Genomic DNA, 23,451 nt, shown 5'->3' on the forward strand with positions numbered 1-23,451 from the left:
TTATTGAATTGCCTTTTTATAAAACTCTAGAAACCGTCAGGCCATCACGAATTGGCAGCAAAACTGTTTCAACTCTCGGGTCATTCTTTAAATGAAGATTATATTCTAAGAGTACTTTTGTGCTTACATCATTTGGATGGACAGGTTCAAGAATTTTTCCGCTCCATAAAACATTATCAGATAAAATAATACCGCCTTTATTCATTTTCGGAACAATCATTTCCCAGTAATTCAGGTAATTTTCTTTATCGGCATCAATAAAAACCAAATCAAATTTTACATCTAGATCTGGAATAATATCTACTGCTTCTCCTAAATGCTGAAAAATTTGTTTTCCCCAAGGAGATGCGTCAAAATATTTGCGCTGAAAATCAACTAATTCTTCTTTAATGTCAATAGTGTGTAATTGTCCGTTTTCCTGCATTCCTTCACATAAACATAAAGCGGCGTAACCTGTGTAAGTTCCAATTTCAAGAATATTTACCGGACGAATCAACTTAGATAACATGCTTAAAACACGTCCTTGAAAATGCCCGCTTAACATTCTCGGTAAAAGTATTTTTTGGTACGTTTCTTTATTCAGTTTTGCCAACAATTCTGGTTCGTTTTCAGAATGCTGTTCTATATAGTCTTCTAATTCTTGTGATATAAAATGCATGTTGTAGTATCTTGTAATTTGATAACAAAAGTACAAAAAATATTGTCGCACTATTTTGCATAAAAAAACCACTCGCTTTCGCGAATGGTTTCCCTATAGATTTTGATGAAATTTATTTTTTCAAAGCTTCATTTACATCTTTGGCTGTTTTTACAGTTCCGTCTTTGGCAGCTTTAGCAGCATTTTCTACTTTTTTAGCTCCTTTTTTGGTAGCATCTTTTACATCAGTTGCTGTTTTTTTTGCCGCGTTTTCAACATCAGATGCTGCTTTTTTAGTAGCGTCTTTTACATCGCCCGCTGCAGTTTGTGTAGCATCTTTTGCTTTAGCAGCAGCGCTTTCTGCTTTGCTGACTGCACTGTCTGTTACTTCTTCAATATCTGTTGTTAGTGAATCAACTTTGTTACCAAGAGTTAATTCGTCTTCTGCTGGTTTCGGTTCTTTTTTCTCGCATGATTGAACAGCAAATGCTAATAAAGCAACAACTGCTAAACTTAAAATTTGTTTTTTCATAATTACATTTTTTTTAGGTGATAAACTTAAAGGTTATATGGCTGAAAAATAAAAGTACACATTTTAAAATGATTGAGCTCTTTGTAAGATTATTTTTCTTTTGAGAGCAAAACAATTCTTGTGCCAAAATTTCACTTTTCAAGTTGCTGTTCAATTTTTTTTTAGTTTTTTTTTAGTTCTTATATAAACTGAAATTAATCACAATGTCATCTTTAACTTTAATTAATCCCGCCATTTTTGTTGGTGGTTCCAATTCTATATCCGAAAACTTCAAATTAAGTGTTCCCTGAATTTTATCATCAGAATTGTATAAAATAAAATCTTTGTATTTCAATGTTTTATCTGTAATGTAAAAGTTGAGACGGCATTTGTAGTTTTTACCGTTTTGTTTAATGTCTGAAATGCTGACGGTACTACTTGGGAATTTTTTCACTTTTACAGTTCCCTGTAAATCCTTAGTCATTATTTTGTTGCCGCAGTCAAAGTTTGACATTTTGATGTCGGTATTAAAAGTGTTCTTTTTAATGGAGTTTACATAAACAGTATCTTTTATCGAAAAGGTATTAGAGCAATTGTATTTGCCCACAGTTGATAGTCCGGTAATTTCTATTTTAATTTTGTTTATTACCACGGTTGTATCTTCTGTAAAAAAAGTGGGTTTAGCACTTCCTAAGAAAAAGAAAACTACTAAACCCATACTTAATATTTGAAATCTACTTAACATTTGTATCAGAATGAAATTACGGCTTCGAACATCAGTCCTTTAAAGCTTCCTCCGAAAAGGTCGTTTGGTGTTGCACCATTAAATTGAGCGAAGTTTTTATAATTTTGATCAACGTATTCTAATTTTGCCAAAACGTTTTTAGTCATAAACCATCCAGCAGCCGCTTCGAATCTGTTTATTTGGATATTCTGCGTATTTGCATTTGCCAGTTTTCCATCAACTAAATTGTATTTACCACCTACATAAAATCTTTCATTTTCACCAAAACGGTATACAATGTCTCCAACGTATTGATTCACTTTTCGAGTGTCATCTGTCCCTTTAAAATCACCTCCAGAAGTAAATTCTAATGTTCCAAAGAATTCAAAACCTTTATATTTAATAAATGGGTTTATCATGTATGATGTTGCCCAGTTTCCGTAGCCAGGATTAAATCTTCCTGTGTCCTTGTTGGCAGTTGGATCAAAATTATTTGCAACAGTACTAACAACAGTACCAGTAGCTGGATCTATAATATTATAATCTGAATGGCTCATTACACCATAAAAACGGCTTCCTGCTCTATCTGAAGAATATAAGTTTCCGCTAGAATTTGCTGTATGATAATAAGACCCCGTCAATCTAATTCTCAAATCTTCGTTGATTTGTTTGTCCCAGCCCAATTTTGCAAGGATTGAAGGACTGATCGTTGTATTGTTATCTGGTTTAGCTGCTGTTGGCGCTGCCTGCACAATTTCCTGCACATTTTGATTTAGTTTAGAATTCGTAATTCCAATCATGCTGACAAAACCTGATCTGTTGTAATATACTTCAGCTCCCATTTCTGTTATAAATGCATCCATAATATTATTTCCTACGAACGGATTCATAAAAGCATTTCCGTTATCAGATCTTCTAAAGTGTGCATCACCATAGTTGTTCTCCATTTGACCGATTTTAATAGTTGTGTACTGCATGAAATCGGCAAGGAAATCTTTCTTTATGAAGTCAAGTTTGTCAATTTGTAAATAACCGCCTTTTACCCATGTTTCGTTATGGTGTCTAGATGCTAAATAAACATCTAAATTCACACGTACGCCATCATATAATTGTGCTCCAATTGTAAAATTGGCATTTGGTAAATTGAAATTATTTTCTAAATTATTTAATCTGTAACCTGGCGCTGTAGTCAGATTTTGTTGATCGTTGAACGAATTTACAGCTTGAAATTGGAGCGCAAATGCTGCGCCCATATCTACACTTAGTCCTTTGTAAGCAACGGTGTCTTTTTTAACATCAAACTGATTAATACCTTTTTGGCTCCTTGGGATTTGATTTTGAATATGTCCAAAACTTACTTGTGCATTAACTGCAAATGTGCTTATTAATGTTATAAATAGGATATAAATTTTCTTCATGGCGGTTATAAATTAAAGTTCAAATTAAATTTTATGGTTAAGTCCTGTCCTGTTTTAATAGTTCCAAGCATTGCAGTTGGTGACTTCATTCCGAATTCTGTAAAAGTGATTTTGTTAGATCCTTGAAGGCTTAAGCCATCTTTTGTTACAGTAGTTTTTACATTTGTTTTGTATACTTTGCTAACTCCAGCAATGGTGTAAGTTCCAGTTAGTTCCCAAGTAGTCTCGTTCACTTTTTCTGCAGATTTCAAAACATATTTGATGTTTTTGTTTTTATCTGTTTTTAAAGTTTCGTAGGCTACCTTGTCCATGCTTTTTTTCTCACTTTTAATGCTTTCGGCTAAAAGATTTATAGACAATGCTTCAATCTCTGTTAGTTTTCCGTTTGAGATGTTTAGTGACGCTGTTCCCGTTCCCGAAGCCGACTTCATTTCCCAATCGTGAAGTGTTGATGTGCCTGCAACAGAAAAAGTTGATTTGGCATCTAGTGTATATGATTTTTGTGCTGCAGCAAATGACGTAATTCCGAAAAATGCTATTGCCAGTGCGAATAATTTTATTTTGTTGGTTTTCATTTTTATCATGTTTTTGATTTTAAAAAATAAGTTGATACCTAGGCCGATTCTGTATTTAGTACTAAGAATGTTGTTTTAACTTGTATCAAAGATCTACCTATAAACCAGGTTGACACATGATAAAAATCATTGTTAAAATTTTATTAAATAAGTATTTAATAACTACATCGTTTTCATTTTTTCGAAATCGATCACTATCGTAAAAAAGATTATGAGTTTTTGTTGAAATCTCAATTTTTGAACTTTTGCTATATAAGAGTAAGGCTGTTTTTAGCTTAAAATAATATTGAAAATCACAGTTAAATCTTTTCCAGCTTTAACAATTCCAAGTGCTGCTTTTGGAGGAGCCATTTCAAAATCACCGAAAGTGATCTGATTAGAATGATAAAAATCATAACCGAAGTTTTATTAAATTTTTATAGTAAGAATGAATACCTTAATTATACTTGAATTTTAAGCCAATTTTCTTTTCTGATTTTGCGCTCTTGTTAAGAATGCACTAAAAAGCGATAAAAAATGACAAAAGTGATTAACTTTGCAGCATGCAAATGGAGAAAAAAGACATACGAGCCTTATCAAAAGACCAGCTTCGCGATTTTTTTGTTGAAAATGGAGACAAAGCTTTTCGCGGTAATCAGGTTTATGAGTGGTTATGGAGCAAAGGCGCTCACAGTTTTGAGGATATGACAAATGTAGCAAAGACTACAAGATCGATGCTTGAAAATAGTTTTGTAATCAACCATATTAAAGTTGATACAATGCAGAAAAGTAGTGACGGAACTGTAAAAAATGCAGTACGCCTTCATGACGGACTTGTGGTTGAATCTGTTTTAATTCCAACAGACACTAGAACTACAGCCTGTGTTTCTAGTCAGGTTGGCTGCAGTTTAGATTGTAATTTCTGTGCTACAGCAAGATTAAAAAGAATGCGTAATCTGGAGCCAGGCGAAATTTACGATCAAGTTCTGGCAATTGATAAAGAAAGCCGTTTGTATTACAATCATCCGCTTTCAAATATTGTTTTTATGGGAATGGGAGAGCCTTTAATGAATTATAACAATGTCATTAAAGCAATTGACATGATTACTTCTGAAGAAGGCTTAGGAATGTCTCCAAAGCGAATTATGGTTTCGACTTCTGGAATTCCTAAAATGATCAAAAAAATGGCAGATGATGACGTGAAGTTTAAATTAGCCGTTTCCCTGCATTCAGCAATCGACGAAACACGTGCGCGAATCATGCCTTTTAGTAAAAACTTTCCTTTAAAAGATTTACGAGAAGCTTTAGAATATTGGTATAGAAAAACCAAAAGTAAAATTTCATATGAATATGTAGTATGGAAAGGTATTAATGATGATAAAGCTTCTGTTGATGCATTGGTAAAATTCTGTAAATATGTGCCTTGTAAGGTTAATTTAATTGAATATAATCCAATTGATGATGGTGAGTTTCAACAAGCTTCAGAAGAATCTATTGCAGCTTATATAAAAGCATTAGAAAATAGCGGAATAGTGGTAAAAGTAAGACGAAGCAGAGGAAAAGATATCGACGCCGCCTGCGGTCAACTAGCCAACAAAGAAGCAGAATAAAATATTTGCCAGAATACTCCGTAGGAGTATCTCATCGGTAGAAAAAAAATCAGCCATATGGAATTTATGTCCCTTCGGGGCACTAAAATATACTCCGTAGGAGTATTTCATCGGTAGAAAAAAATGTTTATATGTAATATATGTCCCGTCGGGACATTTGATGAAACAAATAGATTTTAAAAAAAAGCATTAAAAGCCACAAATGGTTTTTAATGCTTTTTTTGGGCAAAAAGGATTCTTATTTTTTCAAATCTATTTCTTCTGTAACTCCATCTTTTGTTACTGTTGCAAAAGTATCGCATTCACCGTTTCCATAATCTAAAGTCGCAGACGCTCCATTTTTAGTAACCGAAACAATTCCTTTTACTGCGAAAGATTTTCTGCAGGCCGCATTAAATTCCAAAGGAGTTGTAATCTCTGCCGAAAAAGTATCTCCGTTTGGGAAAGTTGTCGAACCGCTTCCTGTAACAACAAATACATTATCATCCCAATCAAACCAAGTATCGTAACCAGAAGTCATTTCTTTAATCAAAGTTCCTTTTCTGGTATAAACGCCGCCGTCATCAAAAGTTATGGTTAAATCTATTGAAGCCGTCGAAACTGGGTGCGCTGTCACTAATAAACTTGTTTCTTTAATTGTTCTCACAATACTTTTACTTCCCTGAAGTTTTCTTCCGTTATGGTAAAAACCTTCAAAAGTGTAACTTATAGTTTGAGTAGACGCGTTAAAATCATTAGAAAAAGAAACAACCATTTTTCCTTTCACCGTATTTCCGTTATTCAAAGTACAGCCTTCTACACCAAAATCTACCGTTTTTGTCCAAGTGTTATTGGTTAAAACTGTAGTAACAGTGGCACAGCTTGGAAGGAAATTTTTTATTGGTCCGCTTGCCTTTGCAGCAATATTTAACTGTGAGCTAAATTGATCTTCGGCAATATTGGTAACATCATCTACAGTCGCATCGATTTGAGAATTTTTGAGAATTTCTTCGTTGGTAATCGCTGTTTCCGTTCCGTCATTTGTTTTTTCATCAGAATTACAACTGATGAGAAAAGACATAGTAATACAAGTGCTAAGTAATAAAAATTTTGTTTTCATAAATAATAGTTTTGGGTTCTTCTTTTAAATTAATGAATTCAAATCAATATTAGTTAGAGCTATTTTTGGTGTTTTTTTTCAGATTAAGACATAAAAAAATATAATCCTAACCTAAAATACACAACGTATTTTTATTTAAAATAGTATATTTGGAGTCTAAATGAATATTACGTCTCAAATAAAGCAGCCTATTTTTAACGAGATGGAACTTTTCGAAAAAAAGTTCCATGACTCGATGACTTCGAAGGTTGCATTGCTCAATAGAATCACTTATTATATCGTAAACCGTAAGGGAAAACAAATGCGTCCGATGTTTGTTTTTCTAACTGCAAAAATGGTTTCAGGCGGTACTGTAAACGAAAGAACCTATCGCGGTGCTTCGGTAATTGAGCTTATTCACACCGCAACTTTGGTACACGACGATGTGGTAGACGATAGTAATCGCCGCCGCGGATTCTTCTCGATTAATGCACTTTGGAAAAATAAAATTGCCGTTTTAGTTGGTGATTATTTACTGTCAAAAGGTTTACTGCTTTCTATTGATAATGGCGATTTTGATTTACTGAAAATTATTTCTGTTGCTGTTCGCGAAATGAGCGAAGGTGAATTACTTCAAATAGAAAAAGCCCGAAGACTCGATATTACCGAAGATGTTTATTACGAAATTATCAGAAAAAAAACTGCAACCCTTATAGCGGCTTGCTGTGCACTTGGAGCAAAATCTGTAATTGAAGACGATGTTCAGGTTGAGAATATGCGCAAGTTTGGTGAATTAATCGGAATGGCATTTCAAATCAAAGACGATTTATTCGATTACAGCGAAGAAGCCATCGGAAAACCAACAGGAATTGATATTAAAGAGCAAAAAATGACTTTGCCTTTAATTCACGTTTTAAATACTTGTACACCGCAAGAAAAAAAGTGGCTGATAAACTCCATCAAAAACCACAACAAAGACAAAAAACGCGTTAAAGAAGTGATTGCCTTTGTAAAAAACAATAATGGTCTGGCTTACGCCGAAAACAAAATGGTCGAATTCCAGCAGGAAGCACTTTCTTTACTTCAAAACTTCGAAGATTCTGAATACAAAGATGCCCTTACTTTAATGGTGAATTATGTTATTGAGAGAAAAAAATAATTTTTTTTAATCAGATAATTAGAAAATTTATTAACTAGATAATTGGTTTACTTTGTTGTAAATCAGTCGTGTATTTGTATAGGTTGGAATTTGGAATTTATTTTTATTGAAATTTTCTAAAACCGATGCAACCATTTCAAATCGACAATCGTCTATGCTAATAGAAGTCTATTTCTAAAACCAAAAACCAAAAGCTTATAAATGAAAATTATTCATTTACATCAAGAAGAAACCAAAATCATAAAGCTGGCTGTCGAAAATAATCGGCAGGCACAGCAGCAGATTTACAGCCGTTTTTCTTCAAAAATGTTGAGTGTCTGTCGTCAATATATAAGAGACATTCAGCTGGCAGAAGATGTAATGATTACGGCTTTTATGAAAGTGTTCACCAATTTGAAAAATTTCGAACACAAAGGAAGTTTTGAAGGCTGGATCCGCCGAATTATGGTTAACGAATGTATTTCCTATTTAAGAGTTCAGAAAAAAGTAAAATTTGCCGAAGATGAGTTTTTTGTGGAAGAAAGCTTTAACGAAATCGACAGTCAGTTTACAGTGGAACAGATTCAGTATTTAATTGATGCTTTGCCGGACGGGTACAAAATGGTTTTCAATTTATACGCAATCGAAGGGTACAAACACAATGAAATTGCCAAGATGTTAGGAATAAATGAAGGTACATCGAAATCGCAATTATCGCACGCTAGAAAAATGCTGCAAACACAAATTACTATTTTAAAAAAACAAGATAATGGAACCGAATAATTTTGAAAAGGATTTCCGTGAAAAACTAAACGAGAGAAAAATTGAGCCCAGCGACAAAGCTTGGGATCGATTGGACGCGATGTTGAGTGTAGCAGAAGAAAAGAAACCTGCAGTTCCACTTCGCTCACTAAAAGATTCAAAGAAAAAATGGCTGTACATCGCTGCAAGTTTTATCGGATTTTTATTGGTTGGAACTCTCTTTTTTAATCAAACTAAAAATACGGTAGAAGTGCCTACAACTGTCGTTGTTGAAAAAGAAGCAGAAAAAGAATTGGTTGCAGAGCCAATTTTAAACAGTGTTGACTCAATAGAAACGAAAAATGCAATTGCGGCTAAAAATTCAGAAGAAACGTTAAATAAACCAGAAAAACCAAACCATCAAATTTCAAATAAAACCATTAAAAAGGAATCAAATCAAATAGCGGAGTCTTCAATCATCATCAAAAAAAATCAAGAAAATCAATCAAATACGAATCAAATAATAACTGCTGAAAATCCTAAAAAAGAGAATGTAGATCAATTGCTTCAAACGGCTGAACATAAAGTTATGGCTGAAAGTTCTGTTAAAAAAGCAAAAATAAAAATCAACGCTTCCGATTTGCTAAATCAAGTCGACGGTGAACTCGAACTTTCTTTTAGAGAAAAAATGATCACCAAAGTCAATAAAAATTTCCAAGAAGTTAAAGTTGCTTTGTCTAATAGAAATCAGCAAGAATAGGGGCGGGAATTTCAATAACAATATCAATGAGAATAATAGCAGCCATTAATCATTAACAATCACAATTAAAAATTAATATTAAATACATCATCAATCAATAGTCAATCATTTAAAACAATCAATCATGAAAAATTTTACCATTTATCTTATACTTTTCTTCTTTTTAATAGTAAGTAAAGTAATAGGACAGGAAACCTTTGAATCGGAAGCGAAAAGAATCGCCCAAAAAATTGAAAAAATTACCAAAGAAGAGAAAGAAACTTTAAAGGAAGAAGTTGAAGCGGTAAACGTTCAATTGTCTGAAGGCAAAATTACACAAGAACAGGCCGATAAACGCAAAAAAGAACTGGCAGAAGCAAGAGCGGTAATTATCGAAGAAAAAATTACTTTGGCACAAAATGAACTGAATGATTTGGTGCAGAAAAAGGTAGACGGAAAAATCAAAGAAGATTCGTCAAAAGTGTATATGATTCGCTGGAAGTCTTATAAACACAACAAAGATTCTATTCATGGAGAAAAAAGAACAACGTCGCAATTCGTATTTGCAATGGGATTGAATAATACGATGGTTGACGGAAAACTTCAGGACTCCAACTATAGTTTTATAGGGTCGCATTTTTACGAATGGGGTTTTACGTATAACTCAAGGTTAATGAAAAACGATAATCTGCTTCACGCTAAATACGGACTTTCATTAATGTACAACAATATTCGTCCGACAGATAACAGAAGCTTTGTTGTAAATGGAGATCAAACCAATCTAGAAGTAAATTCGGTTAATTTAAACGAATCCCGTTTTAGAAATGTTTATTTGGTCGCGCCCGTGCATTTAGAATTTGATTTTTCGAAACCAGTTGAAAGTAACGGAAAAACATATTTTAAAACTCATAAAAGTTTCCGTTTTGGAATAGGAGGTTATGCTGGAATCAATGTAAAATCTAAACAGATTTTAAAATTTGAAGATGAAGATTTAAAATATAAAACAACAATAAAAGGCGATTACAATGTAAATAACTTTATTTACGGTCTGAGTTCGTATATCGGCTATAGAGAATTAAGTTTATATTTTAAATACGATTTAAATCCATTGTTTCAGAACAATTTAATCAAAGAAAATAATATTTCGTTAGGACTTCGATTAGATTTAAACTAAAAATTGGTCGTTTAGTTAGTTAAAAGAGCATCTCAATAGAGATGCTTTTTTGTTTAAAAAATCATTCGAATTCCAACAGGATTTGCGTATTTTTGCAAGCTCTCAACTTTAAAAATATTTTACACTTTGATTTCTCAAAATACCATAGATACTGTTTTTGAAACTGCTCGAGTAGAGGAGGTTATCGGCGATTTTGTGAATTTAAAACGCGCAGGAAGTAATTTCAAAGGATTGAGTCCGTTCTCTGATGAACGCTCACCTTCGTTTATGGTTTCGCCGGCAAAAGGAATTTGGAAGGATTTTAGTACGGGAAAAGGAGGGAATTCTGTTAAATTCTTAATGGAACACTCTCAATTTACCTATCCGGAAGCGATTCGGTATTTGGCTCGAAAATACAATATTGAAATTGAAGAAACAGAGCAGACCGACGCAGAAAAAGCAAATACAGATATTCGCGAGAGTATGTATTTGGTTTCTGAATTTGCGGCTAAATATTTTCAAGATGTTCTTTTAAATTCAGAAGAAGGAAAAGCAATTGGATATTCTTATTTTAAAGAAAGAGGATTTACCAATGAAACCATCAAAAAATTTAATTTAGGATATTCTCCAGAAACTTGGGATGCTTTAACGAAAGAAGCCCTCGGGAAAGGATATAAATTAGAGTTTTTAGAAAGTACAGGTTTGACCATTGCTAGAGAAGATCGTCCGTTTGACCGTTTTAAAGGGCGTGTAATGTTCCCTATTCAAAGTATGTCGGGGCGTGTTTTAGGTTTTGGAGGACGTATTTTAACCAATGATAAAAAAGCGGCAAAATACCTGAATTCACCAGAAAGTGATATTTACCATAAAAGTAAAGTCCTTTACGGAATTTACCATGCCAAACAATCGATCGCCAAACAAAATAATTGTTATTTGGTTGAAGGTTATACAGATGTTATTCAGTTTAGCCAGGCCGGAATCGAAAACGTTGTGGCTTCGTCTGGAACTGCTTTAACGCCAGACCAGATTCGTTTAATAAATCGTTTGACCAGAAATATTACCGTACTTTTTGATGGAGATGCAGCGGGTTTGCGTGCTTCTATTCGAGGAATCGATTTAATTCTGGAAGAAGGAATGAATGTTAGGGTTTGTTCTTTTCCTGACGGAGAAGATCCAGATAGTTTCGCCCGTAAAAATTCACATGATGATTTAGTTGCTTATTTAGAAGAAAACAGCAAAGACTTTATACAGTTTAAAGCTTCGATCTTGATGGGAGAAGCTAAAAATGACCCAATCAAAAAAGCAGATTTGATTCGTGATATGGTAACGAGTATTTCTAAAATACCAGACCGTATTCAGCGAGAAGTATATATACAGGAGTGTGCCCGAATTATGGATATTTCGGAGCAGGTTTTGGTAAGTACTTTGGCGCAGTTAATTCAAAAAGATATTGCTGAAGCGAACAAAAAGCAAAAGCAGGAACAAAAGCCTTTTGAAGTTGTTAGAAACCAAAAACAAAGCCAAGGTAATTTTTCAGGTGGAGATCCAGAAGATCCAAGAACAGGGCCGCCAGACGATTATCCGGGAGAACCTGGCTATTATCCGGAAGCGCCCCAAGAAAAAGTAGATATTTTATACAATTTTGAAAGAAAAATTATTGAAATTCTTCTTTTGTACGGAAGTGTGGTTGAAAATTTTGAAGACGTTTTCCTAAAAGCAGATGAAGAAGGAAATGTAAAGGAAGTTTCTGAAAAAAGAGAATATAAAGTATTCGAAAAAGTATATTTAAGTCTGCAGGAAGATGAGGTAGAATTGTCTAATAAATTATTTCAAGATATTTATACCAATATAATTGATTTTTACAATCAAAATGAAACTTTTAGTCTAGATAAATATCTGATGCACTTACAGCCTGAATTTGCTCAGGAAGTAACCAATATTTTAATGGAAGATGAAAAATTAACCATTCATAATTGGGAAGGACAGAATATTTTTCCAAAACATAAAAGCGAAACCATTGAGCAGAATGTTTCTGAAACTATCTTTTCTATGAGATGGTATTTGGTATCTGGAATTATTTCAGAATTGAAAAATTCTATAATGACAGATCCACAAGAAGACAATTCAGAAGTTATGGGTATGGTAGTCGATTATTCTAAACTGCTGGTTAATTTTTCAAAGAAACTAGGACGTGTAGTGGTGCCTTATCATTATCATTAAAAAGAAAAAAACTCTATCGAATGATAAATCATAAGATAGAGTTTTTATAAAGATTTTCGATTTACTTAAAAAAAAATAAAAATTAAGATCTTCGATTTGGGATTAAATAATTTCTAAAGTCTTCGCTTTATTAACTAAGTCAACTAAATTAGTAACATTTAATTTAGTCAATAATCTTAGTTTGTAAGTACTGATCGTTTTTTCGTTCAGATTTAAGATTTTAGAGATTTCATTGTTTTTCTTTCCATCACTTAAGTAACGCAAAACTTCGATCTCGCGATTCGAAAGTTTTCTGTACAGACGCTCGCTTTTGCTTTGTTTAGCAATAAGTGCCATGTTTTTGCGTACTGTTTCGTTGATGATAATTTTTCCTTCGTGTACTTTAATAATAGAATGTCCTAGAGTTTCTAGTTTTTCTGTTTTGTGCACATACCCGGAAACTCCTGCTTTAATTGCGTTTGGAGCGTACATCTGCTCAGCAAGATCACTGAAAATAACAATTTTTGTTTTTGGGAAATTTTTTAGGATAGATTTAATTTCAAAGATACTTGAAAGACCTTCTAATTCTAGATCTAGAATTAAAATGTCGATCTCCTTCGTCTGAAGAATATCTCTAACCATTGAAAAATTGCCTACGTTGGCAACAATTGAAATTTGATCGTGGTCTTTAAAATAAGACTTAACGCCAAAGTGCGTCACAGGATGATTGTCTGCTAGACATACTTTAATCATAATTTTTACCTTTTTTAGAATTGTTCATGTTTTTGGAACTGTAAAATTAATAAATAAATTCTGTAATTAATTGCAGACAAATGTTAAAAAAAATTATTTTAACGTTTTTGGTATAATACACACCGGAATTGGGTCCATTTTATGCTTGTTGCTGGTGTTTAATCTTTTATAAATTTCAAAGACAGATTTTTCTCTCCCCTCGAAGTTATCTGCCGTTTTTCCTGACTCCGCGGCTAACATCGCCCATTCGAGTTCGTCATAACTTGCGCCTAATTGATCTTCGTCGGTACGATTGTCGCCAAATAATCCATCTGTTGGTGCAGCTGTTAAAATTGATTGAGGAATTGCTAAAAATTTTCCTAAAGCATATACATCAGATTTCATTAAATCAGCAATTGGGCTCAAATCTACGCCGCCATCTCCATATTTGGTATAAAAACCTACTCCAAAATCTTCTACTTTGTTTCCAGTTCCGGCTACTAATAAACCATGAAGACCTGCTAAATAATATAAAGAAGTCATTCTAATACGAGCGCGGGTATTGGCTAATGATAAGCTTACTTTTGCGTCATCATCCGTTTTTGGTACAGCACTTTTAAAGGATTCAAAAACTGCTGTCAAATCAGTTTGAACTTCAGAAACATTCGGAAAACGTTTTTTTAGCTGTTCAATATGTTCCTTTGCTCTGCTCACTTGGCTTTCTGCCTGATGAATAGGCATTTCTACACATAATACTTTCAGTCCTGTCTGCGCGCATAAAGTTGAAGTTACCGCAGAGTCAACACCGCCAGAGATTCCGATTACAAAACCGTTCACTTTTGCGCTGCCAGCGTAATTTTTTAACCACTCTACAATATGCGTATTTACTTTTTCTGTCTGAATTGTACTTTTTTTAGCCATAATAGTTTAAGTTTTAAAATGCAGGGATGTATATTTGCAGAATTATTTCAAGTATACATTTACTTTAAATTCTGCTAACACAAATCTAATTAAAATAAAATGAAAATTTATCGCTTTGCAGTGGTTCTGTGCCTGTTTTTTTTGTCTTGCGACCAAAAATCTAAGGTAGAAAAAGAAGTAGAGGAAATTCCTGTAGATATTAAAGTAGAACGTTTTGATAAAGTGTTTTTTGAGACAAAACCTCAAGATCTTGCAAAGGTAAAAAAGCAGTATCCTTTTTTCTTTCCTGCAGGTAATGATGATAATATCTGGCTTCAGAAAATGAACGATCCAATTTGGAAAGAAGTTTATGAAGAAGTACAAAAAAAATACAGCAATTTTGAGCCTGTTCGTAAAGAATTTGATGCTCTTTTTCAACACGTAAAATATTATTTTCCTAAAACTAAAATTCCAAAAGTGATTACAGTTATAGGAGAGATGGATTATACTGCAAAAGCAATTTATGCAGATAGTTTGGTAATCGTGGCTTTGGAATTGTACTTAGGAAAAGATCATAAGTTTTATGAGTTTCCAAACTACTTAAAAGAAAATTTTGAAGAAAGACAAATAATGCCAGACGTGGTTTCTAGTTTTTCTTATCGAAATATTCCAAATATGCCGGATAGAAGCTTAGTGGCGCAAATGGTTTTTGAAGGAAAACAGCTTTATGCAAAAGATTTGCTTCTTCCAGAATATACTGATGCAGAAAAAATAGGATATACACCAGAACAGATTAAATGGTGCCAAGAAAATGAAGCCTACATGTGGCGTTATTTTATAGAAAAAGAAATGCTTTACAGCGATGATCCAAAATTAACAACCCGATTTATGACACCGGCCCCTTTTTCTAAATTCTATCTGGAAATAGATAATGATTCTCCAGGTCGCGTAGGAGCTTGGATTGGCTGGCAGATGGTACGTTCTTACATGAAAAACAATAGTGTTTCTTTGGCTGAATTATTTAAAGTGGAGCCCAAAGAAATTTTCGAAAAATCAAAATATAAACCTAAAAAATAATGGCAGATACAATAAATTCAGAGATTAAATTCAATATAGAATTAGACGAAAACCGTGTTCCGGAAAAACTAACATGGAGCGCACAAGATGGAGGCGTGCAGGCAGAAGAGGCAAAAGCAATTATGCTGTCTATTTGGGACAGTAAGGCAAAAGAAACAATGCGTATCGATTTATGGACAAAAGATATGCCCGTAGACGAAATGAAAATTTTCTTCCACCAGACTTTAGTTGCTATGGCGGATACTTTTAAACGCGCAACAGACGACGAAAAAATGTCAGATACAATGAAAGATTTCTGTGATTACTTCGCAGAAAAACTGGATTTGACAAAATAAATAGAAGTTCCAACAAATAAAATTCCAAATTCCAATCGTAATAATTGGAGTTTGGAATTTTTTGTTTTAAATAAAAGATTGGAATTTAAATTTTTTATAGCCTATTTTAGTGACGTAAAATCCATTGTATGTTGTTCCCATTTTTAGTAAGTCTCGTAGGATTATTTTTTTTGCTGTTAAATAGTATTCTCTTTTATTCCACTCGAAAAAACAAAGATTTTCAATATCGTATTATTACGATTTATTTGATTGGTTTATTCGTGCACGAACTGCTTTGTAATATTATTGGATTTACAGCGCCGGGAACAAATTTTTTCCTTTCGCACTATTATTTTATTTTCCAATTCATTATCCTGAGTATTTTTTTTCGAAGTTTATTTACCAATGTTTTTTTGAAGCAGATTATTCTGTTTTTTCTGATAACTGTTTTGATTTCATTGGCGATACAATATTATAGAACGCCCGATCTTTACTGGAGGTTTAATTTGTTTGAAATTGGTGTTACTACAGCTTTATTGATTTTATATGGATTAATATTTTTAATCCAGAATTTCAAAAAAGTAAAATCTAATTATTTATATTTTTCTAATGGATTGGTAATTTATCTAATGAGCAGTTTGAGTATATTTTTAACTGGTAATACCGATTCGGTAATTTTTACAGAACCATTCCTGCTTGATTTTTGGTTTTTTAATTCGTTGTTTTATATTTTATATCAAGCTTTGATCTTTAAGGAATGGAAAGCGCTGACTATAAAAGAAAGGCTCAAAAAATCACTTAGGCAATTTTAAAATAGTATCATTACAGAACATAAAAAATCCAAATTCGAATCATTACGATTCGAATTTGGATTTTTTATATTTTGGAATCTAACCTCTTAAAGAGAACTCAAAAAGTCGCTATTGTTTTTAAAAACTTCCTGATTTACTTCGTCGATATAAGTTAAGAGTTCTTCTTTACCAACTGATTCTGTAGATGAGGTTATGAAATACTGAGGCATTTCGGCCCAGTTATTAGCAAACATTTGTTTTTTGTAAGCGGCAACATGAGAATCTATTTTTACTTTACTGATTTTGTCAGCTTTGGTAAAAATAATGCAAAACGGGATTTCGCTTTCTCCCATGTATGACATAAATTCAATATCAATTTTTTGAGCTTCATGACGTATATCAATCAAAACAAAAGCACAAACTAGTTGTTCCCTGTTTTCAAAATAATCAGTAATAAACTGCTGGAAAATTGATTTTGTCTTTTTTGAAACTTTAGCATAACCGTAACCAGGTAAATCGACCAAAAACCAATTGTTGTTGATTTTAAAGTGATTTATTAATTGCGTTTTTCCTGGTCTTCCAGATGTTTTTGCTAAATTTTTGTGGTTGGTAATCATGTTTATCAACGATGATTTACCTACGTTTGATCTTCCTATAAAAGCATATTCCGGCAAAAAATCCTTCGGACATTTTGATGCATCAGAATTGCTGATAATAAATTCGGCGGTGTTAATTTTCATGGTTCTTAGTTTTAAAACCTCCTAAAAAATAAATTTTAATGGCTTATAAATTTTTTTCAGTAAGCCATTTTTCAAGAACTTCATTAAATTCCTGAGGGTGCTCCATCATCGCTGCGTGTCCGCATTTGTCAATCCAGTACAACGTTGAGTTTGGTAATAATTTATCAAATTCTTCTGCAACATTTGGAGGAGTTACAGAGTCATTTTTACCCCAAATAATGCAGGTTTCTACATCCATTTTAGGTAAATCTTTGGCCATATTATGACGAATTGCGCTTTTGGCAATCGTTAAAGTTTTGATTAATTTGATGCGGTCATTAGCAGTTGCGTATACTTCATCAATCAATTCAGGAGTTGCAATTTTTGGGTCATAAAATACATCTTCAGCTTTCTTTCTGATGTATTCATAGTCGCCTCTTCTTGGATAACTGTCTCCCATTGCGCTTTCGTAAAGTCCAGAACTTCCGGTAATTACAAGTCCGGCAACTTTTTCAGGATAAAGTTTTGTGTGGTACAAAGCAATATGTCCTCCAAGAGAATTTCCTAGAAGAATTACTCTGTCAAATCCTTTAAAAGTGATAAAATCTTTTACATACTTGGCAAAACTTTTTACGTTAGTTTTTAAAATGCTTTGAGTATATATTGGCAAATCTGGAATAACAACTTTATATCCTTTTGTTGGGAAATATTGTGCTACACCATCAAAGTTACTTAGACCTCCCATTAACCCATGCAGAATAACGATAGGTGTACCTTCTCCAGCTTCAAAATAGCTGTATTTGCCTTCTTTTTTATAGTGTTTGTCCATCTAATCTAATGCCAATTTCAATTTCGACAAATATAGGGTTAAATAAATAAAAATGAATTTTTGCTGCCATTTTTTAACTAGATAATTTCAGTAGAATATATAATTAGCTAAAAATCAGTATTTAATGCGTTATTTGTTAAAATCTTCAAATGTTAAGAAATCTGCATTATAATCAATTTTTTAAGAAATTTAGCGCATTATTTTTTTGAATGAATAACGTATTTAATAATCTGTTAATTAATAGTTAAGGTATTGATTGCAGGTGAATTATGAAAAGTGGTAGCAATGTGGTTAAACTTATTAACAAAGTGGTATAAAGTGGTAAAATGTGGTATTTTTTTTTATATTTTTGCTGTATAACATGTTAACTAGTTTTTTTGAACACAATTGTTGGAACATATGAATGTAAAGTCGATGCTAAAGGGAGGCTGATGATGCCTGCTCCTTTGAAAAAGCAATTGACAGCTTCCCTTCAAAGCGGATTCGTTTTGAAGCGTTCTGTTTTTCAGCCGTGTTTAGAGTTGTATCCTATGGAAGAATGGGATGTAATGATGAAAAAAATAAACAAGCTTAATCGCTTTGTAAAAAAGAATAACGATTTCATTAGGAGGTTTACTGCTGGTGTTAAAGTGGTTGAGGTTGATGCGTTGGGAAGATTGCTGGTGCCAAAAGATTTGGTGGCTTTTGCAAGTATTTCTAAAGATGTGGTTTTTTCATCTGCGGTTAATATTGTGGAGATTTGGGATAAAGATTTATACGAAAAATCAATTAGCGGCGAAGATATGGATTTTGCAGATTTAGCCGAAGAAGTAATGGGAAATATTAATGACGACGACAATGGAATATCATAATCCGGTTTTGCTTCATCCAACAGTAGATGGTTTAAATATTAAACCTGATGGTGTGTATGTAGATGTTACGTTTGGAGGCGGTGGTCATTCAAAAGAGATTTTAAGAAGATTAGGGCCAAACGGAAAGCTGTTTGCATTTGACCAAGACGAAGATGCGCTTGCAAATGCATTGCCAGACGAAAGGTTTACACTGATAAATGAGAATTTTAGGTTTATAAAAAGATTTTTACGTTTTCACGGAGTAAAATCAGTAGATGGAATCTTGGCAGATTTAGGAGTTTCATCACATCAATTTGATGTTCCTGAAAGAGGTTTTTCAACCAGATTTGATGCCGAACTTGATATGCGGATGAGTCAAAAAAATGATTTAAATGCTTATCGTGTGGTTAACGAATATGAAGAACAGGATTTACGTCGTGTTTTTTTTGATTATGGAGAGTTGAAAAACGCGCCGGTTTTAGCAAGAACAATTGTGGAGGCGAGAAAAGATTATCCGATCAAAACAACAGACGAATTAAAAGATGTTCTCAAGAAATTTTTACCAGAGAAAGTTCGAAATAAAATATTGGCTCAGATTTATCAGGCCATTCGAATTGAGGTAAATCAGGAAATGGATGTTTTGAAAGAATTTATCGAGCAGTCATTAGAAATTTTAAAACCAGGAGGAAGATTCTCTGTAATATCCTATCATTCTTTAGAAGATCGTCTGGTAAAAAGATTTATCAAAAATGGAATGTTTGAAGGAGAACCAGAGAGAGATTTTTTCGGAAACTTTTCAGTTCCATTTAAAACTATTGGAAAATTGATTGTCCCAGATAACGAGGAAATCAAAATTAATAATAGAGCAAGAAGTGCCAAATTAAGAATTGCTGAAAAGATCTAATATATATTAAGGTAGGAAAAAATGAAAAGTGGAGTATTTGGCATATTAAAAGCAAGATTTCTGATCCATGAAGATGCAGTAAAAAACTGGCGTTTTATTGTTTTTATAATTCTGCTGGCCATTTTGATGATTGCAAATACACAGCGATACGAACAAAAGGTTTTTGAAATTGCGAAATTAAACAATGAAGTAAAAGAACTGCGATCTGAATTTGTAGATCGACGTTCAGAATTGATGAAATTAAAAATGGAGTCAACGATCTCGGATAAAATGTTAGAAAAACAAATTTTTCCGTCAACCGTTCCTCCAACGAAAATAGAAGTTAAAAAAGAAGAAGAAAAAAATTTCTTTAAAAGAATATGGCAGTAGAAGATAAACATATATCCTACAGAATTTACCTCGTAGCAGTTTTCATCTTTTTGATGGCAATTGCTATTGTTGTTAAATTAACCAATATTCAATGGGTTGAAGGAGATTATTATAGAAAACTGGCCAAACAGCGTACGGTTAGAAATTTTGTAATTCCGGCAAACAAAGGAAATATCTATTCTGCTGATGGAAGTTTATTGGCAACTTCAATTCCGAATTATGAAATTCGATTTGATGCAAAAGCGCCAAAAAAGGAAACTTTTGAGAAATATGTAAAAGCATTATCAGATTCTTTGGCAACTGTTTTGGATAGACCAGGCGGATATTATGAAAAAGAATTAAGAAAAGCCAGAGAAAATAAAAACCGTTATTACTTGATTGCACGCAAATTGAGTTATACTGAATATGTAAAAATTAAAGGTTTTCCGCTTTTTAATTTAGGTGCTTTTAAAGGAGGAATTATTGTTGAACAGGAAACGGTTAGAAAACATCCAATAGGAAAAATTGCGGAAAGAACAATTGGTTACGATAAAATTGATCCGGCAACAGGAGTAGAAGTTGGAAAAGGAATTGAGTGGGCATTTAAGAGTTATTTGAACGGAAAAGACGGTAAAATTTTAAAACAAAAAATTGCAAAAGGGCAGTGGAAACCAATTCGCGATTTAAATGAAGTTGATCCTGTTGATGGTTACGATGTTATTTCTACAATAGATGTTTTTATTCAGGATATTGCGCATCATGCTTTATTAAAACAATTGGAAGATTACGAGGCAGATCACGGTTGTGTTGTCGTTATGGAAACAGAAACGGGTTATGTAAAAGCGATTTCAAATTTAGGAAGAGCAGAAGACGGATCTTATTACGAAACAACAAATTACGCAATTGCTGAATCTCACGAGCCGGGATCGACTTTTAAATTGGTTGATTTAATGGCAATTTTAGAAGACAAAGTTGCAGATACAAGTACGGTTTACGACAGCCACGGCGGTCTAGTAAAATATTATGGACGTTCTGTTCGTGATTCGCACGTAGGCGGTTACGGAAAAGTTTCTTTAGCCCGCGGATTCGAGCTGTCGTCAAATACCGTAATGGTTCAGGCGGTTTATGAAAACTATAAAAACAACCCGGCAAAATTTGTAGATCACATCAAGAATTTTGGATTGAATAAAACATTAGGACTGCATTTTCAAGGAGAAGGAAGAGCAATTATTCCACATCCGAAAGATAAAAACTGGTCTGGAGTTTCACTTCCGTGGATGGCTTTTGGATATGGAGTTTCCGTTACGCCAATGCAGACTTTGACCTTATATAATGCAGTTGCAAATAATGGTGTAATGGTAAAACCACAATTTGTATCAGAAATTAAAGAATGGAATAAAACCATAAAAAAGTTTGATACAGAAGTAATTAATCCAAAGGTTTGTTCGCCTGAAACACTTAAAAAAGTAAGAGCAGTTTTGCAGAATGTAGTAAAAAAAGGAACCGGTTCTAAGTTGTATTCGAAAGATTTTTCGATGGCAGGAAAAACGGGAACAGCGATGGTAAATTATGGTAAAGCAGGAAGAGAAGGAATGTATTATGCTTCATCTTTCGCAGGATATTTTCCAGCCGATCATCCTAAATATTCTTGTATTGTAGTGGTTCATAAACCAAATACATCAAGAAATAATTATTATGGAGCAGATGTTGCAGGGCCGGTTTTTAAAAGAATCGCTCAAAAAATATTTACAGATGCGCCTTCAACAAATAAAATTAAAAAATTAGATTCTCGCGTTCCAAAACAAGATTCTAGTTATGATAAATATACTGTTGAGGCCAATAAAAAAAGCAATCAGGTTCCGAATTTAAAAGGAATGCCTGGAATGGACGCAATTGCTTTACTGGAGAATTTAGGTTTAAAAGTAAAAGTAAATGGAATGGGGAAAGTAAAGAATCAATCGATTCAAGCGGGAACCAATATTAGCAAGAACACAACAATTGTATTAGAATTATCGTGAAAGTATTAAAAGACATATTATATAAAGTAGCTATTGAATCTGTAAAAGGTTCAACAGAAACTGCTATTCAAAAAATTGAATTTGATTCACGTAAGGTTGAAGCAAATGATGTTTTCGTGGCAATTTGCGGTTCACTTTCAGATGGACATGATTACATCGAAAAGGCAATTCAGTTAGGGGCAAAAGCAATTATCTGCGATACGCTTCCAGAAAATACGGTTAAAGAAGTCACTTATATTCAAGTAAAAGATACGAATACCGCTTTGGCTTTTATGGCTGCTAATTATTTTGAAGATCCATCTGCAAAACTAAAATTAGTTGGCGTAACGGGTACAAACGGAAAAACAACAATTGCATCATTATTATTTCAATTATTTCAAAAAGCAGGTTTTAAAGTTGGATTGTTATCAACTGTAAAAATCATGGTAGATGAAACAGAATATCCAGCAACGCATACAACGCCAGATTCGTTAACGATTAACCATTATTTAAATGAAATGGTTGAAGCTGGAGTTACACGTTGTTTTATGGAAGTGAGTTCACACGGAATTCATCAAAAGAGAACAGAAGCTTTGCATTTTGTGGGCGGGATTTTTACGAATCTTTCACACGATCATTTAGATTACCATCCAACTTTTGCAGAATATAGAGACGTTAAAAAATCATTTTTTGATTCTCTTCCAAAATCAGCTTTTGTTTTATCTAATATCGATGATAAAAACGGAACTGTAATGCTGCAAAATACAGCGGCTAAAAAATTGACGTATGCTTTAAAATCCTACGCCGATTACAGAGCGCAGATTTTAGAAAGCCAATTGTCTGGATTATTGTTAAAAGTTAATGATAATGAGGTTTGGGTAAAACTGATTGGAACGTTTAATGCCTATAATGTTTTAGCTATTTATGGAACAGCTGTAGAGCTTGGAATTGATAGTCTTGAAGCGTTGCGCTTATTGTCTGATTTAGAAAGTGTTTCGGGTCGTTTTCAATATATTGTTTCAGATGAAAACATAACTGCAATCGTGGATTACGCACATACACCGGATGCACTTGAAAATGTTTTGAAAACAGTAAACGACATCCGTACAAAAAACGAACAATTAATTACTGTTGTTGGATGCGGTGGAAATCGTGATAAAACGAAACGCCCAATTATGGCAAAAATCGCTTCAGATTTGAGTGATAAAGCTATATTGACATCGGATAACCCAAGAAATGAAGATCCAGAAGTTATTTTGGACGAAATGGAGCAAGGGGTTGAGCCTCAGAATTACAAAAAAATGCTGCGTATTACAGATAGAAAACAAGCAATTAAAACCGCTTGTCAGTTGGCGCAGCCAAAAGATATTATTCTGATTGCAGGTAAAGGACATGAAACCTATCAGGAAATAAGTGGTGTTCGCCATCATTTTGATGATATGGAAACAGTAAAAGAAATTTTAAATCAACTAAATAAATAACAATCAGTTTTTAAATCCGAAAGTACC

23 protein-coding genes are annotated in these 23,451 nt (G+C 33.3%); 13 read left to right on the forward strand and 10 right to left on the reverse strand.

From position 1 onward, the window contains the following. Positions 1 to 16: 16 nt before the first annotated feature. The 5 genes from BSF42_RS12675 to BSF42_RS12695 form a co-directional block, all read right to left on the reverse strand. Positions 17 to 658 carry an O-methyltransferase gene (locus BSF42_RS12675; protein ID WP_095953458.1) on the reverse strand — a complete coding sequence of 214 codons (642 nt, stop codon included), beginning with the start codon at positions 656 to 658 and terminating at the stop codon, positions 17 to 19. A 112-nt stretch (positions 659 to 770) separates the two neighbouring features. Then, the gene (locus tag BSF42_RS12680; RefSeq protein ID WP_095953459.1) at positions 771 to 1,169 is read right to left on the reverse strand and encodes a hypothetical protein; all 399 of its coding nucleotides are present in this window, start codon (positions 1,167 to 1,169) and stop codon (positions 771 to 773) included. Between the two features lie 172 nt (positions 1,170 to 1,341). Continuing rightward, a complete protein-coding gene (locus BSF42_RS12685) occupies positions 1,342 to 1,866 on the reverse strand; it encodes a hypothetical protein (RefSeq protein ID WP_253251042.1) in 525 nt (174 codons plus the stop codon). Positions 1,867 to 1,898: 32 nt separating this feature from the next. Beyond that, a complete protein-coding gene (locus tag BSF42_RS12690; RefSeq protein WP_095953461.1) occupies positions 1,899 to 3,290 on the reverse strand; it encodes a hypothetical protein in 1,392 nt (463 codons plus the stop codon). Positions 3,291 to 3,295: 5 nt separating this feature from the next. Further along, entirely contained in the window at positions 3,296 to 3,865 is a 570-nt protein-coding gene (locus tag BSF42_RS12695) for a YceI family protein (protein ID WP_253251043.1), read from the reverse strand. A gap of 542 nt (positions 3,866 to 4,407) precedes the next feature. Between BSF42_RS12695 and rlmN the strand changes: the two genes are divergently transcribed. After that, the gene (rlmN, locus tag BSF42_RS12700; RefSeq protein WP_095953463.1) at positions 4,408 to 5,454 is read left to right on the forward strand and encodes a 23S rRNA (adenine(2503)-C(2))-methyltransferase RlmN; all 1,047 of its coding nucleotides are present in this window, start codon (positions 4,408 to 4,410) and stop codon (positions 5,452 to 5,454) included. A 238-nt stretch (positions 5,455 to 5,692) separates the two neighbouring features. Here rlmN and BSF42_RS12705 read toward each other — a convergent pair whose 3' ends face one another. After that, positions 5,693 to 6,553 (reverse strand): hypothetical protein, encoded by an 861-nt coding sequence (locus BSF42_RS12705; protein WP_095953464.1) that lies wholly within the window; start codon positions 6,551 to 6,553, stop codon positions 5,693 to 5,695. Positions 6,554 to 6,713: 160 nt separating this feature from the next. Between BSF42_RS12705 and BSF42_RS12710 the strand changes: the two genes are divergently transcribed. The 5 genes from BSF42_RS12710 to dnaG all read left to right on the forward strand — a co-directional run bounded on the left by BSF42_RS12710 (position 6,714) and on the right by dnaG (position 12,523). Continuing rightward, the gene (locus tag BSF42_RS12710; RefSeq protein WP_095953465.1) at positions 6,714 to 7,691 is read left to right on the forward strand and encodes a polyprenyl synthetase family protein; all 978 of its coding nucleotides are present in this window, start codon (positions 6,714 to 6,716) and stop codon (positions 7,689 to 7,691) included. Between the two features lie 201 nt (positions 7,692 to 7,892). Next, positions 7,893 to 8,453: an RNA polymerase sigma factor gene (locus BSF42_RS12715; RefSeq protein ID WP_095953466.1), complete on the forward strand. Its 561-nt coding sequence runs from the start codon at positions 7,893 to 7,895 to the stop codon at positions 8,451 to 8,453. Next, positions 8,440 to 9,171, forward strand: coding sequence for a hypothetical protein (locus tag BSF42_RS12720; protein WP_095953467.1), 732 nt, complete (start codon positions 8,440 to 8,442; stop codon positions 9,169 to 9,171). Before BSF42_RS12715 ends, BSF42_RS12720 begins: the two co-directional genes overlap by 14 nt. Positions 9,172 to 9,295: 124 nt before the next feature. Continuing rightward, entirely contained in the window at positions 9,296 to 10,324 is a 1,029-nt protein-coding gene (locus BSF42_RS12725) for a hypothetical protein (RefSeq protein ID WP_095953468.1), read from the forward strand. A gap of 126 nt (positions 10,325 to 10,450) precedes the next feature. Next, positions 10,451 to 12,523, forward strand: coding sequence for a DNA primase (gene dnaG, locus BSF42_RS12730; RefSeq protein WP_095953469.1), 2,073 nt, complete (start codon positions 10,451 to 10,453; stop codon positions 12,521 to 12,523). A gap of 102 nt (positions 12,524 to 12,625) precedes the next feature. Here the strand turns inward: dnaG and BSF42_RS12735 are convergent, their stop codons facing one another. After that, entirely contained in the window at positions 12,626 to 13,255 is a 630-nt protein-coding gene (locus BSF42_RS12735) for a response regulator transcription factor (RefSeq protein WP_008467169.1), read from the reverse strand. Positions 13,256 to 13,348: 93 nt separating this feature from the next. Continuing rightward, complete coding sequence (nadE, locus tag BSF42_RS12740) at positions 13,349 to 14,155, reverse strand: NAD(+) synthase (protein WP_095953470.1); 807 nt, start codon at positions 14,153 to 14,155, stop codon at positions 13,349 to 13,351. Between the two features lie 99 nt (positions 14,156 to 14,254). Between nadE and gldB the strand changes: the two genes are divergently transcribed. Together gldB and gldC are read left to right on the forward strand one after the other, a co-directional pair. Beyond that, complete coding sequence (gldB, locus tag BSF42_RS12745; protein WP_095953471.1) at positions 14,255 to 15,211, forward strand: gliding motility lipoprotein GldB; 957 nt, start codon at positions 14,255 to 14,257, stop codon at positions 15,209 to 15,211. Next, positions 15,211 to 15,546 (forward strand): gliding motility protein GldC, encoded by a 336-nt coding sequence (gene gldC, locus BSF42_RS12750; RefSeq protein WP_172426682.1) that lies wholly within the window; start codon positions 15,211 to 15,213, stop codon positions 15,544 to 15,546. The genes gldB and gldC overlap by 1 nt, the downstream gene beginning before the upstream one ends. 877 nt (positions 15,547 to 16,423) lie before the next feature. Here gldC and yihA read toward each other — a convergent pair. Then, complete coding sequence (yihA, locus tag BSF42_RS12760; RefSeq protein ID WP_095953473.1) at positions 16,424 to 17,056, reverse strand: ribosome biogenesis GTP-binding protein YihA/YsxC; 633 nt, start codon at positions 17,054 to 17,056, stop codon at positions 16,424 to 16,426. A gap of 43 nt (positions 17,057 to 17,099) precedes the next feature. Further along, entirely contained in the window at positions 17,100 to 17,864 is a 765-nt protein-coding gene (locus BSF42_RS12765) for an alpha/beta fold hydrolase (protein WP_095953474.1), read from the reverse strand. Positions 17,865 to 18,241: 377 nt separating this feature from the next. Between BSF42_RS12765 and mraZ the strand changes: the two genes are divergently transcribed. The 5 genes from mraZ to BSF42_RS12790 are packed head-to-tail and all read left to right on the forward strand — an operon-like array spanning position 18,242 to position 23,424. Further along, a complete protein-coding gene (gene mraZ, locus BSF42_RS12770; protein ID WP_095953475.1) occupies positions 18,242 to 18,715 on the forward strand; it encodes a division/cell wall cluster transcriptional repressor MraZ in 474 nt (157 codons plus the stop codon). Then, the gene (gene rsmH / locus BSF42_RS12775) at positions 18,690 to 19,598 is read left to right on the forward strand and encodes a 16S rRNA (cytosine(1402)-N(4))-methyltransferase RsmH (RefSeq protein WP_172426683.1); all 909 of its coding nucleotides are present in this window, start codon (positions 18,690 to 18,692) and stop codon (positions 19,596 to 19,598) included. The genes mraZ and rsmH overlap by 26 nt, the downstream gene beginning before the upstream one ends. Positions 19,599 to 19,619: 21 nt before the next feature. Beyond that, a complete protein-coding gene (locus BSF42_RS12780; RefSeq protein ID WP_095953476.1) occupies positions 19,620 to 19,967 on the forward strand; it encodes an FtsL-like putative cell division protein in 348 nt (115 codons plus the stop codon). Continuing rightward, entirely contained in the window at positions 19,958 to 21,964 is a 2,007-nt protein-coding gene (locus tag BSF42_RS12785) for a penicillin-binding protein (protein ID WP_095953477.1), read from the forward strand. Before BSF42_RS12780 ends, BSF42_RS12785 begins: the two co-directional genes overlap by 10 nt. Further along, positions 21,961 to 23,424: a UDP-N-acetylmuramoyl-L-alanyl-D-glutamate--2,6-diaminopimelate ligase gene (locus tag BSF42_RS12790; protein WP_095953478.1), complete on the forward strand. Its 1,464-nt coding sequence runs from the start codon at positions 21,961 to 21,963 to the stop codon at positions 23,422 to 23,424. The genes BSF42_RS12785 and BSF42_RS12790 overlap by 4 nt, the downstream gene beginning before the upstream one ends. Positions 23,425 to 23,451: the final 27 nt, after the last annotated feature.

This window comes from Flavobacterium sp. ACN6 (assembly GCF_002304005.1).
GTDB lineage: Bacteria > Bacteroidota > Bacteroidia > Flavobacteriales > Flavobacteriaceae > Flavobacterium.

Coding starts and splice junctions, on each gene's coding strand:
- BSF42_RS12675 (WP_095953458.1), bottom strand. CDS start 658: ATGCATTTTATATCACAAGAATTAGAAGACTATATAGAACAGCATTCT.
- BSF42_RS12680 (WP_095953459.1), bottom strand. CDS start 1,169: ATGAAAAAACAAATTTTAAGTTTAGCAGTTGTTGCTTTATTAGCATTT.
- BSF42_RS12685 (WP_253251042.1), bottom strand. CDS start 1,866: ATGGGTTTAGTAGTTTTCTTTTTCTTAGGAAGTGCTAAACCCACTTTT.
- BSF42_RS12690 (WP_095953461.1), bottom strand. CDS start 3,290: ATGAAGAAAATTTATATCCTATTTATAACATTAATAAGCACATTTGCA.
- BSF42_RS12695 (WP_253251043.1), bottom strand. CDS start 3,865: ATGAAAACCAACAAAATAAAATTATTCGCACTGGCAATAGCATTTTTC.
- rlmN (WP_095953463.1), top strand. CDS start 4,408: ATGCAAATGGAGAAAAAAGACATACGAGCCTTATCAAAAGACCAGCTT.
- BSF42_RS12705 (WP_095953464.1), bottom strand. CDS start 6,553: ATGAAAACAAAATTTTTATTACTTAGCACTTGTATTACTATGTCTTTT.
- BSF42_RS12710 (WP_095953465.1), top strand. CDS start 6,714: ATGAATATTACGTCTCAAATAAAGCAGCCTATTTTTAACGAGATGGAA.
- BSF42_RS12715 (WP_095953466.1), top strand. CDS start 7,893: ATGAAAATTATTCATTTACATCAAGAAGAAACCAAAATCATAAAGCTG.
- BSF42_RS12720 (WP_095953467.1), top strand. CDS start 8,440: ATGGAACCGAATAATTTTGAAAAGGATTTCCGTGAAAAACTAAACGAG.
- BSF42_RS12725 (WP_095953468.1), top strand. CDS start 9,296: ATGAAAAATTTTACCATTTATCTTATACTTTTCTTCTTTTTAATAGTA.
- BSF42_RS12735 (WP_008467169.1), bottom strand. CDS start 13,255: ATGATTAAAGTATGTCTAGCAGACAATCATCCTGTGACGCACTTTGGC.
- nadE (WP_095953470.1), bottom strand. CDS start 14,155: ATGGCTAAAAAAAGTACAATTCAGACAGAAAAAGTAAATACGCATATT.
- gldB (WP_095953471.1), top strand. CDS start 14,255: ATGAAAATTTATCGCTTTGCAGTGGTTCTGTGCCTGTTTTTTTTGTCT.
- gldC (WP_172426682.1), top strand. CDS start 15,211: ATGGCAGATACAATAAATTCAGAGATTAAATTCAATATAGAATTAGAC.
- yihA (WP_095953473.1), bottom strand. CDS start 17,056: ATGAAAATTAACACCGCCGAATTTATTATCAGCAATTCTGATGCATCA.
- BSF42_RS12765 (WP_095953474.1), bottom strand. CDS start 17,864: ATGGACAAACACTATAAAAAAGAAGGCAAATACAGCTATTTTGAAGCT.
- rsmH (WP_172426683.1), top strand. CDS start 18,690: ATGACGACGACAATGGAATATCATAATCCGGTTTTGCTTCATCCAACA.
- BSF42_RS12780 (WP_095953476.1), top strand. CDS start 19,620: ATGAAAAGTGGAGTATTTGGCATATTAAAAGCAAGATTTCTGATCCAT.
- BSF42_RS12785 (WP_095953477.1), top strand. CDS start 19,958: ATGGCAGTAGAAGATAAACATATATCCTACAGAATTTACCTCGTAGCA.